The organism is Microvirga sesbaniae (genome assembly GCF_025460805.1).
Classification (GTDB): domain Bacteria; phylum Pseudomonadota; class Alphaproteobacteria; order Rhizobiales; family Beijerinckiaceae; genus Microvirga; species Microvirga sesbaniae.
The window spans coordinates 102,141-114,827 of the sequence record NZ_JAMXFJ010000014.1; the positions used below are offsets into that span (position 1 = coordinate 102,141).

The 12,687-nt window shown below is 58.6% G+C and carries 23 protein-coding genes; 20 read left to right on the top strand and 3 right to left on the bottom strand.

What is annotated here, in order from left to right:
* The first annotated feature begins 12 nt into the window (after positions 1-12).
* The 3 genes from OCW50_RS19125 to OCW50_RS19135 are packed head-to-tail and all read left to right on the top strand — an operon-like array spanning position 13 to position 927.
* Positions 13-267: a hypothetical protein gene (locus OCW50_RS19125; RefSeq protein ID WP_262267205.1), complete on the top strand. Its 255-nt coding sequence runs from the start codon at positions 13-15 to the stop codon at positions 265-267.
* Positions 268-282: 15 nt separating this feature from the next.
* Positions 283-507 (top strand): hypothetical protein, encoded by a 225-nt coding sequence (locus OCW50_RS19130; RefSeq protein ID WP_262267204.1) that lies wholly within the window; start codon positions 283-285, stop codon positions 505-507.
* Between the two features lie 57 nt (positions 508-564).
* On the top strand, positions 565-927 hold the full coding sequence (locus OCW50_RS19135; protein ID WP_262267203.1) for a DUF3572 domain-containing protein: 363 nt from the start codon (positions 565-567) through the stop codon (positions 925-927).
* Positions 928-940: 13 nt separating this feature from the next.
* Here OCW50_RS19135 and OCW50_RS19140 read toward each other — a convergent pair whose 3' ends face one another.
* Positions 941-1,723: an EAL domain-containing protein gene (locus tag OCW50_RS19140; protein ID WP_262267202.1), complete on the bottom strand. Its 783-nt coding sequence runs from the start codon at positions 1,721-1,723 to the stop codon at positions 941-943.
* Positions 1,724-2,100: 377 nt separating this feature from the next.
* Here OCW50_RS19140 and OCW50_RS19145 point away from each other — a divergent pair, with 377 nt between their 5' ends.
* The 3 genes from OCW50_RS19145 to OCW50_RS19155 all read left to right on the top strand — a co-directional run bounded on the left by OCW50_RS19145 (position 2,101) and on the right by OCW50_RS19155 (position 3,725).
* Positions 2,101-2,550 carry a hypothetical protein gene (locus OCW50_RS19145; protein WP_262267201.1) on the top strand — a complete coding sequence of 150 codons (450 nt, stop codon included), beginning with the start codon at positions 2,101-2,103 and terminating at the stop codon, positions 2,548-2,550.
* A gap of 45 nt (positions 2,551-2,595) precedes the next feature.
* Entirely contained in the window at positions 2,596-3,063 is a 468-nt protein-coding gene (locus OCW50_RS19150) for a hypothetical protein (protein ID WP_262267200.1), read from the top strand.
* Positions 3,064-3,458: 395 nt separating this feature from the next.
* On the top strand, positions 3,459-3,725 hold the full coding sequence (locus tag OCW50_RS19155; RefSeq protein ID WP_262267198.1) for a hypothetical protein: 267 nt from the start codon (positions 3,459-3,461) through the stop codon (positions 3,723-3,725).
* Between the two features lie 26 nt (positions 3,726-3,751).
* Here the strand turns inward: OCW50_RS19155 and OCW50_RS19160 are convergent, their stop codons facing one another.
* Positions 3,752-4,006, bottom strand: coding sequence for an RNA polymerase sigma factor region1.1 domain-containing protein (locus OCW50_RS19160; RefSeq protein ID WP_262267197.1), 255 nt, complete (start codon positions 4,004-4,006; stop codon positions 3,752-3,754).
* 205 nt (positions 4,007-4,211) lie between these two features.
* On the opposite strand from OCW50_RS19160, the gene OCW50_RS19165 reads away from it, so the two are divergent.
* The 7 genes from OCW50_RS19165 to OCW50_RS19195 all read left to right on the top strand — a co-directional run bounded on the left by OCW50_RS19165 (position 4,212) and on the right by OCW50_RS19195 (position 8,361).
* Complete coding sequence (locus OCW50_RS19165; RefSeq protein ID WP_262298611.1) at positions 4,212-4,817, top strand: hypothetical protein; 606 nt, start codon at positions 4,212-4,214, stop codon at positions 4,815-4,817.
* Positions 4,818-4,822: 5 nt separating this feature from the next.
* A complete protein-coding gene (locus OCW50_RS19170) occupies positions 4,823-5,053 on the top strand; it encodes a hypothetical protein (RefSeq protein WP_262267195.1) in 231 nt (76 codons plus the stop codon).
* 50 nt (positions 5,054-5,103) lie between these two features.
* On the top strand, positions 5,104-5,400 hold the full coding sequence (locus OCW50_RS19175) for a hypothetical protein (protein WP_262267194.1): 297 nt from the start codon (positions 5,104-5,106) through the stop codon (positions 5,398-5,400).
* Positions 5,401-5,572: 172 nt separating this feature from the next.
* Positions 5,573-5,860: a vWA domain-containing protein gene (locus OCW50_RS19180; RefSeq protein WP_262267193.1), complete on the top strand. Its 288-nt coding sequence runs from the start codon at positions 5,573-5,575 to the stop codon at positions 5,858-5,860.
* A gap of 89 nt (positions 5,861-5,949) precedes the next feature.
* Positions 5,950-7,527 (top strand): hypothetical protein, encoded by a 1,578-nt coding sequence (locus OCW50_RS19185; protein WP_262267192.1) that lies wholly within the window; start codon positions 5,950-5,952, stop codon positions 7,525-7,527.
* A 39-nt stretch (positions 7,528-7,566) separates the two neighbouring features.
* Positions 7,567-7,980, top strand: a complete 414-nt coding sequence (locus OCW50_RS19190) for a hypothetical protein (protein WP_262267191.1) — start codon at positions 7,567-7,569, stop codon at positions 7,978-7,980.
* A gap of 54 nt (positions 7,981-8,034) precedes the next feature.
* Entirely contained in the window at positions 8,035-8,361 is a 327-nt protein-coding gene (locus tag OCW50_RS19195) for a hypothetical protein (RefSeq protein WP_262267190.1), read from the top strand.
* Between the two features lie 72 nt (positions 8,362-8,433).
* Here OCW50_RS19195 and OCW50_RS19200 read toward each other — a convergent pair whose 3' ends face one another.
* Positions 8,434-8,994: a hypothetical protein gene (locus OCW50_RS19200; protein WP_262267189.1), complete on the bottom strand. Its 561-nt coding sequence runs from the start codon at positions 8,992-8,994 to the stop codon at positions 8,434-8,436.
* Between the two features lie 126 nt (positions 8,995-9,120).
* On the opposite strand from OCW50_RS19200, the gene OCW50_RS19205 reads away from it, so the two are divergent.
* The 7 genes from OCW50_RS19205 (at position 9,121) to OCW50_RS19235 (ending at position 12,659) form a co-directional block, all read left to right on the top strand.
* Positions 9,121-9,477: a hypothetical protein gene (locus OCW50_RS19205; RefSeq protein WP_262267188.1), complete on the top strand. Its 357-nt coding sequence runs from the start codon at positions 9,121-9,123 to the stop codon at positions 9,475-9,477.
* Between the two features lie 144 nt (positions 9,478-9,621).
* Complete coding sequence (locus OCW50_RS19210) at positions 9,622-9,873, top strand: hypothetical protein (RefSeq protein ID WP_262298612.1); 252 nt, start codon at positions 9,622-9,624, stop codon at positions 9,871-9,873.
* Between the two features lie 120 nt (positions 9,874-9,993).
* Positions 9,994-10,581 carry a hypothetical protein gene (locus OCW50_RS19215; RefSeq protein ID WP_262267186.1) on the top strand — a complete coding sequence of 196 codons (588 nt, stop codon included), beginning with the start codon at positions 9,994-9,996 and terminating at the stop codon, positions 10,579-10,581.
* 56 nt (positions 10,582-10,637) lie between these two features.
* Positions 10,638-10,982: a hypothetical protein gene (locus tag OCW50_RS19220; RefSeq protein WP_262267185.1), complete on the top strand. Its 345-nt coding sequence runs from the start codon at positions 10,638-10,640 to the stop codon at positions 10,980-10,982.
* A gap of 87 nt (positions 10,983-11,069) precedes the next feature.
* The gene (locus OCW50_RS19225; protein WP_262267184.1) at positions 11,070-11,525 is read left to right on the top strand and encodes a hypothetical protein; all 456 of its coding nucleotides are present in this window, start codon (positions 11,070-11,072) and stop codon (positions 11,523-11,525) included.
* A gap of 136 nt (positions 11,526-11,661) precedes the next feature.
* Positions 11,662-12,324 (top strand): hypothetical protein, encoded by a 663-nt coding sequence (locus OCW50_RS19230; protein WP_262267183.1) that lies wholly within the window; start codon positions 11,662-11,664, stop codon positions 12,322-12,324.
* 74 nt (positions 12,325-12,398) lie between these two features.
* Positions 12,399-12,659 (top strand): PilZ domain-containing protein, encoded by a 261-nt coding sequence (locus OCW50_RS19235; protein WP_262267182.1) that lies wholly within the window; start codon positions 12,399-12,401, stop codon positions 12,657-12,659.
* Positions 12,660-12,687: the final 28 nt, after the last annotated feature.

The following is a 12,687-nucleotide window of genomic DNA, read 5'->3' on the forward strand; positions in this document are numbered from 1 at the left end:
AAGGACATCACTATGACGGCACAGGATCCTGCACTTGCCCTCGCGAAACGCAGGGCACGGTACGGCCATCGCGACTGGCTGTTCTGGAAAGACCGCAACGGGACAAGCCACTCCGCTCGACGGGACGCTCAGACCCTAAAGGCAGCAATGCTCGCGGGGGGCACACAGGGGAGATGGTTTATTGTCCAAGCCTCGACCGGGAACCTCGTAAAAGGATTCTGGCGGCTCGGCATCAACCTTCTGAAAAACGCGAAATACGGCATCTGAAAACGGAGACCGCCTATGTCCAATCTGCCCACTTGGCCTGGAGCCGATGTCTGCTACGCACGCGCCGGCAAGATCAACGAGCACCTTTGCCGAACCTCCTACGCCGCTGCCAAGGTCAAGAAGGGCTGGAGACCGCCCGAGGAGGTCACAGAGTTGATCCAGGCGATGGACCGCGGCGACGAGGAAGCGATCAAAGCCGCCTGTCAGCGTTATTCTCATATCTGGGCTGCTGCGGCCTGATCCTATGCTGTGGTAATCACCCGGCACGAGCCGAAGCCCGGACCGAGGAGGGTGATCGTGAGCGATGATGTTGCAGGCCAAGAGGCACCACGGCGGGGCGATCCTGAGCGCCTGGGCATCCAGGTGCTTGACTTCATAGTCGCGGACGTGGATCGCATAATCCAGTTCATGAATGTTACTGGGTTGCAGCCTGAGACCCTTCGGGAATCCGCCAACGCTCCCGATTTCCTCGTTGGCGTTCTCGAGTACGTTTCGAAGGACGATGAACTGTTGAAACTGATCCATAAGGATCTGGGCATCCCGCCGGACACAATCCTGGCTGCGGCAGGCCACCGGGCGCCAGGGTCGGATTCCGCCAAGCAGGCCGACAAGAAGCCAGAGCCGCGACAGCAGCTCCCTCGCCGATCGATGTTCCGTTGAACGAAGCCTTGCTTTAGGCCGCCGCAGGCACGCGGGTGCGGGTTCCGAGGAAAGCGTCTAGATCCCTTGCGGCCATCGGCCGGGCGAAAAGATAGCCCTGAAGGGCATCGCAGCCGGCCGACGCCAGGAACCGACGCTGTTCGTCAGTCTCGACGCCCTCAGCGGTTACAACGAGATCCATCGTCCGGCCGATCTCAATCATCTCCTCGATCGTGCCGTGAGACGGCTCCGACTTAACGCAGTCCAGTCTCCGGACGAAGGACTGATCGATCTTGAGCTTGTCGACGCTGATATGGTTCAGGCGGTTCAGGCCAGAGTACCCGATCCCGAAGTCATCGAGCGCAATCCGAAACCCACAGTCACGCAGGAAGGCTATTGAATCCTTGGCAGAGCCGTCGTCTGCAAGGAGCTGATTTTCTGTGATCTCGAACTCGATCTGATAAGGGGTCACCCCGCACTCCTCGATGGTCTTTGCAAATCGCTCAATCAAAGCCGAATGAGCGAAGAGCACCGGAGACAGATTGACCGCGACCGTCAGGTCAGGTTGACGCTTCGCAACACTGCAGGCCTCGCGGATGACGAATTCCGTGATCTGCAGGATTAAGCCTGTCTCTTCCGCGATAGGAATGAAGACGCGCGGGGAAACAGCGCCGACTGTCGGATGCTGCCAGCGCACAAGTGCTTCCACGGCCGAAACCTGGTCATCGGCCACATTGACTTGGGGCTGATAGACCACCGACAAGCCTTGGCCAGACTGGAGCGACTTATAGAGTTCCCGAGCCGGGATGCCGCCCAAATAGGAGTAAACCTCGGAGAGCTTGCTCTCGAGGCGGCTAAAATCAGTCTATGTCTCGGCCAGATCCTGCAGCAGCACAAGGCACCCGGTAAACGGCGAAATTGATGTCTTAAAAAAGTGTTACCACTTCCGAGTTAAAATGTCACGCGTTCCGCGTTTTAATTCCGAGATAAAATTCCTCATAGCGCGAGCCTTTGGGTGCTTCTTGCTTATTCTGGGGCCATTTTAGCCGTTTGAAAGCTTGTGGCGAGGCTCGCTGCGGATCGTAGTTAAGCATTTCCGCTCCCCACACGCGCAGATTAAATCGCCCAATTAGACCGAGCGACCGGGGCATTCCAAATCCCCAAAAAGATCTGTCCGCCGTGCCGGAGAAAAACGTGTCCGCCAACTTCGTCGACAAGCTGCACATTGATGTTCTCGTCTCGGGCGCGATTGACCTCGCCTGTACAGCACGCCTCGTCAAAGGCGGCGCTCTCGTCGACATCCTTCCAGAGAATGGCGAGCAGCTCGGCAAGATGCTTTGGGCGGAGAACGCACGTTCGGTGAATTATCTCGACACCCTGCTTGGTCACGGCGACAACCCGGTCCTCGACGAGATTGTCGGCTTCTATGGGTTTGAATACCGGCCGAACTTGTGCCCAACAGTGGTCTCAAAAGCCCTCGTCTCCTATGAGCATCAGGCCTGCGAATGCCCGGAGTACCCGGAAACCGTCGCCTATGACTTCGCTTCGCGCCTGGCCCGGCGCCTGATCAAGAAGCTGCCAGGATGGGAAAAGGCACCTTGGGGCATCGAACGCCCTGAGCAAATTGCCGTTCGGTTCGCCTGATCAGGCCCTATCACCCTCCCCCACAATCTACAGGGATATCCGTTCATGAGCGCAGTCCGGATCCAGATCAGGGACGATCTGGGCAATATCAGCTATCTCTCCCGCACAAAGAGCGGCTACTGGAACCTTGTGAGCCAGAACGGCATCGCACTTGGCCTATCGAATGTCGTCGGGAACGAGCCCTTAGCCCGGTTTGCCCTTGAAGACGCAGGTGACGACGGCGAGGCCGTACTGGAAGCGATCAGGAAGTACCTGAGCGGTAAACGGACCGCAACCCTCCTCTCCGCAGGCTCAGACTCGCCCAGCAAGGGAGCACTGTCCGACGAGGAGAAGAGCGACTTCGCCTGGATCCTCACCGAAACCATCGACCTCTCTGTCGACCGGCGCGATGGCCTCGCCAAACACGAGGCCAAAACCGAGTTCGAAAGCATTAAGCGCGTCCTCGACTACCTGGAAGCTAACGGTGCGGACATGAGCGTCCAGCGCCGGGCCCTCGACACGCCTCGCTTCTGACCATCAGCTCCCTCTGGCTTGAAAGGATTGCCCTTATGCGCAGAAAACGCATCCCTCAGTCCGTTATCCGCGAAGCTCAGAAGAGGATCGACAGGATCCGGGAAAACACGGAGGAGCTTCGGGCCCAGGAGGGCAAAGGGCGCGCCAACGCGTACCTTCGCTCCGAGCGCACGGCCAGTACGGGGCAGGACGCTATCCGGGTCCTAATCCGCGCGGGAATGCCCCTTCCCGAATGGGTCGGAAACAACTGGCGGTACCTTGAGGCGATGGGCTGGCATCAGCCGCACCTGTCGCTCCCCTGGAACTCCTCACTCATGGCCAGGTGCTAAGCGCCGGCACGCCAACCGATTGGCTGTACGAGCCTTCCCCCTCCTCCCCGGAATGCAGAGTTTCTCATGCAATTACATTTCAAGCACAGCCCCGCCGAATTCGACGAGGCCGAAGATGACGAGTTCATGCTGATGAACGGTGACCAGTGGACCGGGATCAGCATCCAGGATGCCAGTTCATATGGCGGGGGCTACTGCGTTAACCGCTACGGCCAAGAGCGATCGGACTCACCCCTGAAAGATCTCGACTTCTACTCGGAGCACTGCGGCTCCTTCGACACCCTTGAGGCCGCCCAAGAGCGCGCCTTGAAGGTCCAAAGCGGGGAATGGTAGCCCTAACCCGCTCCTGTCGTTCGAAATCAGTGAGCCCGATCGGGCGGCTCATTGGAATTCGCTGGTGGAGACATTTGGCTTCCAACGTCCTCTTCGACCTCGACGAGGGCGATTCCAGCTTCAGCGAGCTGATTGACCACATCATCGACCTGCTCAGGCGTGGCCGCCCATGGCGGGAGCAGGCGATCCAGCTCCTCCGACGTAATATAGCCCCGCTTCTTCGCCAGCCGGATCACCTTCCAATTGGCGGCCTTCCCAAGATCGATGATCGGTCCGTCCATCCTCGCCTCCCAGGCGAAGCGAAATAGGCCCTCACAAGTAGGCTCCCACCAACGGTTTCAAGGCTATCCGGCCAACTAGGGTCCCCGGCTTAACTCGGCTTCGCTTGGGGGTCCGAGTTAAAATGCGGTATAAGCGCAGAAGAACGCGGATTTCTCGAATCGAACATGGGCCCGGGAAGCCGAAACATCAAAGGGGTTCCGGGATATGTTGTTATCCCTCATCTACAGCCGTCTGCAGCGCATGAAAGGCCTGAGGGCCGTGCCACCGTTGGCCGACGACGTTCTCCTTCATCGGGAGAAAGAGCTAATCGCCCAGTGGACGCCTGAACTCGATGCCGAGGCCCGCAAGGAAGGGTGGACGATGGTGCAAACACATCACTCCCCTCTCCTCGCGCTCCACATTCTCGATCGCTCCTTTGTCGGCTATCCCGAACAGTATGTCCGCATGCGCGCCCGGGCCGGGAGCCGAGCAGCCTGGGTGGGGCACACGATCCACTGGCAACTTTCGGTCGCCCGCAAGCTGGCGTCCGAGGGGCGGCTCCGAAAGGTGGAAGAGCCAGACCTAGCGTTGCATGAACAGGTCCAGTGGCTTCTCGCACGACAGTCCTACCTCACGATGCATATGCAGGGTGTCCAGCTTGTCGCCTGCGATGAACTCCGCCGCAGGATGGTCGCATGCAGTGACCACGGCGCCATCGTGGCAGTCGCGATGAAATCTCTAAGCCCAAAGGTCGGCGGAAGCCCAGGACCCATCGCACTGTCGACGTCCAGAAACCGGCCCGGAATATTCACTGGCCTATCCAAGAGGTAAATACCATGGCTACGAACGCTGCCCTTCCCACTCTCGTCATGGAGGCCGTCGAGTGCCCGGTCTGCGGCGCTAAGACGGTAACCCAGGCTGACCGGAGGTGCAAAGCCAACCAGGATCAGTCGCTAAAAGGGCAATGCATGATGGCGAGCCACGATGAAGAGGGAAACTTCGTCATGCCGACGGCCGAAAGCTATGCCGCCTTCGAAAAGGGATTTGCCGCCTTCATTGGGCAATAACCCCGTTGCAATTCGAAATTTTTCTTCTATGACACCCCGCCGGAGATACGATGGGAAATAAACGGTCGGTCACCGCAGAGAAGCTCAAGCCCCGTCGGCGGACGGCAACACGAAGAACACAAACAGATGCGCTTGCAGAACTTCAAACCCACCCGCGAGTTGAGATCGTCGACGACGAACGCGAGATGGGGAACTCCGTGATCATTACCTTGAACCGCGGCTGGCGCTTCAACGATGAAGGCGAACATGTGTTCGGCGAGGATACTCCGGAAGAGTGTCTAGTCGCTGTGAACACACGCGTTAAACCTTGTGCCTGTTCCGAATGTCAGGCGGCTAAGAAAAGGTAGTCTGAAGATGAGGACGGGTCGCGGGACACAGGCAGCGCGCCGCTCGCCTGTGAAGACGTGGAAACTCTATTCTGTGTCGGTTTCAGGATGTGGGCGGGAGATCATCCACGCCCTTTCCAAGCAAGCTGCCCTGCGTGAGGCTCGGCAATGCGAAGCCTTCCGATCGATGACGATGGCTCAGTTCAGCCAGATTGCGACCGTCTATAGGATCACGGAGCCGCTGGCTGATGACGGCTACGAATACATCCGCCAACAGTTTGAAAGTGAGATTCGGATTCACCGTCGCTGCTGGGTCAAGGATACAAGGAGCCCGCACTACGGCAAAATCGGGATTATCCTCTACGCCGGGCGCTCCACGAGCCGTGTCCGTGTTGCCCTTGACGGGCAGGACACGACACTGAATTTCCATCCGATGGATATCGGGATGGACATTCCCGCGAGCATACCCCAAGCCGCTTAACGCTTCCCGCACAATCAGCGCCGATCCAGCCCGCCCTCACAGGCGGGCTTTTCTGTTTGTGCTCCGCTCTCCCACCGAACGGACCTTCCATGACCGATGCTAAATCCTATGCCGCCCACTTGGGCGATGACCTCATTCGCCAGGCCGCGAACCTCAGCGACCTGAATGCGTCATGTGCCCTGCTACAGAACGCAGTTGGCATTACAGACGGCGGAATAGCCGCTCACCACTTCAGCGGTAGCTGCCCGGATCCGGATAATCCGGAAACAGGAGACCCGCTCGACTGGGAAGACGCCTGGCCCGTGATCTCGCCTTCGGACCGAGAGAAGGAGCTTCGGGCATGGCTCGCCTTGGAGGATTCATTCCGGGAGGGGGCAAAGGATGGCTCCATAATCCACGTGGGCGGCGATGGGATGACCTATCTTGCAGCCGCAAACGATCTGAAGGTCGGTGACGTCGTCACAAATACAAAGATCCTGGAGACATATCCCACCCATTTCATCGAACCGGGAGCCCGGTTCGTGGTCGTAGGGAATGATCTCGATAACGAAAGCTGCATTCTCGATATTCGGCTGACGCCCTTGGACGCAGCAAAAATGACAGGTGGAAACCTTCAGGAATGGGGAAACTGCGTCCAATTCTATGGGCCTGAGTACGAGGGATACGAAAACGATCCAGGGATCGACCCCTCTGCCCGCCAGGATCCCGGCAACATGTGGACCAAAGCGACCATCCCTCTGCAGAAGGACAATGACCTCCTGCCACTGGACCACAGAGTAGCCGCCGTCTTCACATACCTCCTCGCCGAGGGAATCCGCGGCAAGATGGCCGAAGTGGTTCGCCGCAACGGCGTCGAGCAGAACCGCGACGTCTGTCACAGCCACGACTTCTGTGACGCGAACATGGTCATGGCTTCTGCTATGGCCTACGTCCTCGGCCGCCCGACCTGGATGCCGTTCGACTGGGAAAAGGGTCGCTGCACCGAGGCTGAACATGAAGCTGACATGGCCCTATGGGGACGTGCCTGGGATCTTGCCAAGGATACCTATTTCCTCGCCTATGAGAGAACCGACGACCGCGAGGAGGTCGACGAGGATAACGGAGCCACAGAGAACCCGCCGCGCTATGAGGCGATCTACTCCCAGCGGGGAGACTACTGGTACATCGACCTGCGGGACGAAGAAGGCGGCACTACTGTCGCCGGCGCTAATAGAGAGCTCGGCCTGACCGAGCAGGAGGCTCAGTACATCGCAGATCGGCTAAACCAGGGTGATCCGCTGGTCTTAGTCCTGGCTCTCGCCAAGAAGAGGAAGGCAGAGAACCCGCTCGCTGCCCCACTCCTCGAGCTCCTGCAGTATGTCGGCGGCTGGGATCATACCGACCCGGAACATCCGATTGTCAAAGCGCGCCTCGCCTATGAAGGCGCGACTGGATCGGTGCTGAACGGGCCAGAGACTGATGTCGAGTTCAGGCCGCTCACCGATACCACCGTATGGCGACACTGCCGACAACTCGGCGTGAACGCCGACTACTGCATCCTCTATCAGCGTGCGGAGGGCTATGACGGCTGGAGCCCCTTTGCGACGTGTGCGCCTGAAACGGTCGAACTGATCAAGCGAGACGGCATTCGGGCCCATGCCGGTCTCCTGAAGCTGTTCAAGCCCTGAACGGGTCTCACCTATAGCAAACCCCAGGAGATGAGGACGATGAGCAATCAGACACCGCGTCAGGATATTGCTAGCGACAAGGTCAACAGCCTTCAGACTCGAACCACGTTTAATCCAGGGAATGCCCCGATCGTGGATTGCAATGGCAGGCCGTTCAAACCTGGATGTCGGGTCAAGTTCGTCCTGCCGTCACACTACATCAACACGCTTTCGGACAAGGGAGCCCTCATTTCCAACTTCGACCCCTACGGCGGTGTAACCATCCGAGCGGATCATGAGCACAATTATCATGACGAGCGAGGCAACATCGCCGGCCGTCGTCATGAAGTTTACGCTACCAGCCGGTACCATTCCGACGGGGCCTATGAAGGCCACCGGGTGACCCTCGCCGGATTAGGCGACCCGCATGAGCATGGTGTCACTCAGATCTATGTCGAGGTCATCGACGATTGATTGCCTAGTGAAGATGCGTTCAAGATCGATTTGAAATCCCCGGAAGGAAAAGACATGAACCAGAATGGCCATTCGACCATCCAAGGCATTGCCAGTTCCCTCGACCCCCAACAGTTCCTGCCGGCTGAGCGCCGCAGCGACCTGATCGGTCTGTCCGCATCCTTCCCGGCGAATGCGATCCGACAAGCGATCCGAGCCACCGCCGCCTCGCTTCTTGGCCGCCCAGCCGAAGAAGATTTTATCAATCCGGAAATCTTCGTTCCCGACAGCCGCCAGACCGAGCTCATGGATCTGGCGCCGACGGATGGAGCGACCGCCGTCGATCAGGCCATCCGGGAAACGGCCGCTTTCCACCTGCTTGCGACCCGTACCGCCCACTAGGCGGGAAAAGGAGGCCTTCGGAGGCCTCCTTTTTTATGGACGGGCAGAGAAACCTCGAAAGCTCGCAGCCACTCATTTGCACGATGCGAGCAGCCGCTTGATCACCTTAGGAGCTCCTTTCAGAGGGTATGCATCCTCATCGTCCGATGAGTCTTGAGAGCCGTCCTTGTCTTGCCAGAACTCCGTAGAGTCGGCATCGCCCAGCAGCCTAACCAACTCGTGCCCCGTTGAGATGGTACTGACAAAGACAGTGTAGTCCCCGCTCGACTCATCCTTGACGGTCTTAGCGGCTCCGTCGACCGTGGCTTCTGCCGTATCTCGATATACTCCGACCTTTACCACTGCTCGGAGGCCGCCGTTTGGCAGTTTCTGCAAGGTGCTGGGCTCATACGGAGCTTCAAACTCGACCCTTCCCTTTCCGACGCAGCGCAGGGAGATCGGCGTATTGTCGGTTTCGGGGACGCCAAGAATGGCCGTCTTGCCAGCTGGGTTATAGGCCCAGCTCATTGTCCTGATCGTCCTCTGCCACTCCGTTTCAGCATAAGCTGGTGCCGCAACACAGCCTGCGAGTGTCGCAATTGCGATGGCCCTTAACATTGGTATACCCCTAGTCTTGTTCTTACCTGGCAGCATTACCGAACAAGCCTAAGAAACCGTTCTTCAGCGATGGTTTCAGTCGTCTCGCCTAAGTCAGTTCGTTTCAATTTCGAAGGTTCGCGATCCAATAGTTCGAGAAATCCCCTGAAAAGGAAGATGAAGATGGCTTACTCCTATGCGCTCAACGTCATCCGCCAGCGTAACGTCAATGGCCGCACGGCCTTTGCCGGAGTAAGCCGGTCCTTTGCGGTCACCCGCGGCACCGCGACTGAAATCCTGTCGAGTCTCGGCCTCGGTGAGGATCTCGATTTCATCAATAGCGACGAAGACGTGTGCTCTGTCCAGGTCAGCGCGCAGAAGATCCTGGAGGCAAAGATCGATCCGAAGCAGCAGATCGTGAACGGCCAGGAACTCGGTTTCGGCAACATCAATCTCCGGAGCGAACTCGAAGGCCTCCTCGAGGTCCAGCAGGACCTTCGCGCCAGCTCGCGCGCCACGGTCTTCCTCGAACTGAACTAAGTCCGGTCCAAACCTGGATCACACCAAGCTCCCCATCGGGGAGCCTTTTGTTTGGGGTTGCACCCAAATCCCTTTCACGTGCTCGGGTCATGTTCACGAACAGATGAAGGCTTAAATCCCCGAAAGGCTTGTGCCATGAGAGTCATGCGCTTCAACTCCTTGCAAGACGCCACCAACGGCACCCAGGCGGATCTGGTCGCTGAATATCGCAATGTCCGGATTGCCGACGACCATGAGTTCCCGTCGAACCTCGACCGGGATCGCTATGCGAGGGCGATCTATACGATGGGCAGCTTCCTTTATGGTCATGAATTCATCGCCGAGGTCAGCGCTGAGCCCGAGTCTCCTGACGTGATGATCCAGGAAGGCCGCTATCTCCACCGCGCCCGCTACTGAACTTAGTCGGCCCGCCTACTCGTTGATCCTGAGGAAGGAGCCGGCCCCTGACCGAATGGGCACGTTTCTCACCTTGGGGACGATCCCGCTGTTGAAGAAATCCCCGAAAGGATGGCAACGATGTCCGTCACGGTTTCCGCTCTTCTTCCGAATGTATTCGCCATCGAGGGCGCTCCGAAGCGTGAACTCCAACTCACCCGCGACGAAGCCGTGCAGATTGTCACTGCCATTAAGGCCGTCGGCACCGCCGATCCCGACTTCATCGGCCTCGATGACTGCCAGTTTGGGTATTACGCCATCCGCGCGAACCCGACTTGCGTCGCCGGGGCTGTTCAGACCCTCACCTCGGATCTACGGGTCAAAGTCGCAGATCATTTGACCTTCGCGATCAAACATAGCCTGGGTGTAACCGTCGAAACCCGGGACGACATGGCCTATAACGGCGCGAAGCCGATCCTGCGGGTCGAAGGCGAGCGCACGGACGACCCGCAGGTACAGTGGACTGGAAGCCACGCGATTGAGGCCCTCCGGAACGTCGGAATCAGCTATGACACCGACAATCCGCATGCGCTCTCCGCAAAGGAACTCGCCACCGCTTGCGAGCAGCGGCTCGACAAGGTGTCGGATATGGACACCGCCCGTCTCCTCGAGATCGCCGAATACGCGATCAGCCAGGCTGGCCCGGACGCACAGGTCCTGGCCGCCTAAACGGCCTTTCCTCTCTTCCGCCATTCCGTTTCACCGCCCATCCAAGGATCGGACGAATGATGTTGCGCGCCGAAAACGACAATCTCACCTATGATGAATTCGAGGCCGGCGTGAAGCCCACACCTAGCGTCGCTCCGGTTCGAATGGACGCTCAGGTCATTATACAGGGGCGGGTTCCTGGCGGCTTCATCGTTCTGCAGAAGACCGTGAAGCCTGGTCCCGATGGGATGCCGGTGCTGACTGCAGCACCTCTTGCCATGATGCCCCACCCGGAGTGCCCGCCGAACCGGCCTGTGGTCGTTCAGCCTTCGATCCCTGATCGCGGCCTGCGTCAGGAGCGCCCCGCATTCATCCGCGGTGTCGTTGTTAACCAATCGGCAAGTGCGGTGGAGATTTGCTGAAAACCGAATTATAATGCGGTCAGGTCGTCGCCTAATTCGCTGCGGGCAGGATGTGAGGAACAAATCCGGAAATCCCCGGAAGAAAGGATGATCGAAATGGCGAGCCTCTCCGCCCGCATGTCCGGTATCACCCAGTCCGCAGGACTGTTCGGGTTCAACATCCAGATGCTCCCGCACGAAGGATCAGAGACCGTTCTGGCTGAGATTGAGGTGCCCCCGGCCTACACCAGTGAGCATGAGGCCCGCAACAAGGCTCAATCGGCCCTGATGTGTTACGAGCTTACAGGGAAGTTCCCAAACTTCTCTGAAGACGTCAGGGGATCGTCCCTGTTTGCCAGGGTTCGTGAGCTTCGCTCCCTGGCAAAATGCACCCTGAAAGATGCCGTTACGGCTCTTTCCCAAGCAAATGACCCCCGGTTTGCCGGCGACGTCCTGATGGCGCTGGCCGCTATAAAGGATGAGGAAGGGGCTCGCGATCGCTCTGCCCAGTGGCGGATTGAGGATCCCGCGCTTGATCGCGCATTTCCGGTACCGAACTTTTGAGCCGGCCTAGCTGTCGAGAATGAGAAGCCCGTCCAGGACGGGCTTTTCTTTTGTAAGCGTCGCCAATCCCGGTTCTTCAATCAGGATCAAGTGTTGCGACCAGGACAGTCAAAATTCCCAAAAAGGAGCTTCGCGTATGCTGACGGTGAAATTCGCCTCGAGCCTCTCCGCCACTCTCTATCCGAACCTCCTGAAGACGGCCCTGCCGCTCCTCGGCAACGACCGTGGCGTGGTCATCCAGAAGGACGGAGCTGACCTGGCGCTCGTCCGGATGGGCAAAGATACCATCACGGTACGAGACCTCCCCGCCCATCTGTTCGTGACCGAAGAGACCTTTCCCTTCGATCCCATGGTCTTCGAGGCCTTCGCCCTCGAAGTCAGCGGGCCGGGCGAAAGCCTGTTCCACACCATCGGCCGCTGCGTGTCGGGCTTCTGGGACGCCCGACACCTCCATATTGGCGACCGTGGGATCGCAATCTTCCATGAGAATGACCGGCCGGAACACCTGGGGCCGGACTTCACGATGACGTTTTTCTCCTATGACGACCTCCGGAGGGTCGCCAAACAGGGCTATGGCTACAGCGACGGCGGTACCGTCCTTGGAGCCGATTTCAAGGACTTTGCATCGGCGCGGACGGAACCCTATGAGGTCAAGGATGCCCCAAAGGATCCTGAAGCCGACATGATGAAGGAGTTTTACACTCGGGTCCGTCGGCTCATGTGGGAGGAGACCTTGCTACAACTCCAACCGCACCTGAAGGAGTTCCGGGCTTGCCCCAGGCTGCCCATAGCGGATTGAACCGGGAACTTGGCGGAACCCTCGCACAAGCCAGCCATTCTATGTGGTGCCTTCCACAATCCTAGGATGCCCGCATGCGCGTTGGCCTACCCGAACGCCGATCCTATGAGCGCTATCGTACTGACCTTGAAGGGTGGATCACCGCTGATCCGCCCCACGAGCCGCAGCGGTGCACCGTATGGGACTTGTCTGAAAAGGGTGTTCGGCTGGTTTTCCCTGAACCTGCCGATGTTCCAGTGACATTTGAGCTCAAGATTCCGAGCCACGCCGCCATCGCACATGTGCGTCTCGTCTGGACCGACGGTTATTTCTATGGGGCCAGGTTCACCGACTAGCCCCCTCGGTCCCCGATAGAATTCCGAA

Bases quoted from the DNA above. Each gene is read 5' to 3' on its own strand.
- OCW50_RS19230 (WP_262267183.1), top strand. From the start codon at position 11,662: ATGCTGACGGTGAAATTCGCCTCGAGCCTCTCCGCCACTCTCTATCCG.
- OCW50_RS19200 (WP_262267189.1), bottom strand. From the start codon at position 8,994: ATGCTGCCAGGTAAGAACAAGACTAGGGGTATACCAATGTTAAGGGCC.
- OCW50_RS19205 (WP_262267188.1), top strand. From the start codon at position 9,121: ATGGCTTACTCCTATGCGCTCAACGTCATCCGCCAGCGTAACGTCAAT.
- OCW50_RS19180 (WP_262267193.1), top strand. From the start codon at position 5,573: ATGGCTCAGTTCAGCCAGATTGCGACCGTCTATAGGATCACGGAGCCG.
- OCW50_RS19130 (WP_262267204.1), top strand. From the start codon at position 283: ATGTCCAATCTGCCCACTTGGCCTGGAGCCGATGTCTGCTACGCACGC.
- OCW50_RS19165 (WP_262298611.1), top strand. From the start codon at position 4,212: ATGTTGTTATCCCTCATCTACAGCCGTCTGCAGCGCATGAAAGGCCTG.
- OCW50_RS19125 (WP_262267205.1), top strand. From the start codon at position 13: ATGACGGCACAGGATCCTGCACTTGCCCTCGCGAAACGCAGGGCACGG.
- OCW50_RS19220 (WP_262267185.1), top strand. From the start codon at position 10,638: ATGATGTTGCGCGCCGAAAACGACAATCTCACCTATGATGAATTCGAG.
- OCW50_RS19190 (WP_262267191.1), top strand. From the start codon at position 7,567: ATGAGCAATCAGACACCGCGTCAGGATATTGCTAGCGACAAGGTCAAC.
- OCW50_RS19175 (WP_262267194.1), top strand. From the start codon at position 5,104: ATGGGAAATAAACGGTCGGTCACCGCAGAGAAGCTCAAGCCCCGTCGG.
- OCW50_RS19225 (WP_262267184.1), top strand. From the start codon at position 11,070: ATGATCGAAATGGCGAGCCTCTCCGCCCGCATGTCCGGTATCACCCAG.
- OCW50_RS19210 (WP_262298612.1), top strand. From the start codon at position 9,622: ATGCGCTTCAACTCCTTGCAAGACGCCACCAACGGCACCCAGGCGGAT.
- OCW50_RS19185 (WP_262267192.1), top strand. From the start codon at position 5,950: ATGACCGATGCTAAATCCTATGCCGCCCACTTGGGCGATGACCTCATT.
- OCW50_RS19195 (WP_262267190.1), top strand. From the start codon at position 8,035: ATGAACCAGAATGGCCATTCGACCATCCAAGGCATTGCCAGTTCCCTC.
- OCW50_RS19150 (WP_262267200.1), top strand. From the start codon at position 2,596: ATGAGCGCAGTCCGGATCCAGATCAGGGACGATCTGGGCAATATCAGC.
- OCW50_RS19160 (WP_262267197.1), bottom strand. From the start codon at position 4,006: ATGGACGGACCGATCATCGATCTTGGGAAGGCCGCCAATTGGAAGGTG.
- OCW50_RS19215 (WP_262267186.1), top strand. From the start codon at position 9,994: ATGTCCGTCACGGTTTCCGCTCTTCTTCCGAATGTATTCGCCATCGAG.
- OCW50_RS19170 (WP_262267195.1), top strand. From the start codon at position 4,823: ATGGCTACGAACGCTGCCCTTCCCACTCTCGTCATGGAGGCCGTCGAG.
- OCW50_RS19235 (WP_262267182.1), top strand. From the start codon at position 12,399: ATGCGCGTTGGCCTACCCGAACGCCGATCCTATGAGCGCTATCGTACT.
- OCW50_RS19155 (WP_262267198.1), top strand. From the start codon at position 3,459: ATGCAATTACATTTCAAGCACAGCCCCGCCGAATTCGACGAGGCCGAA.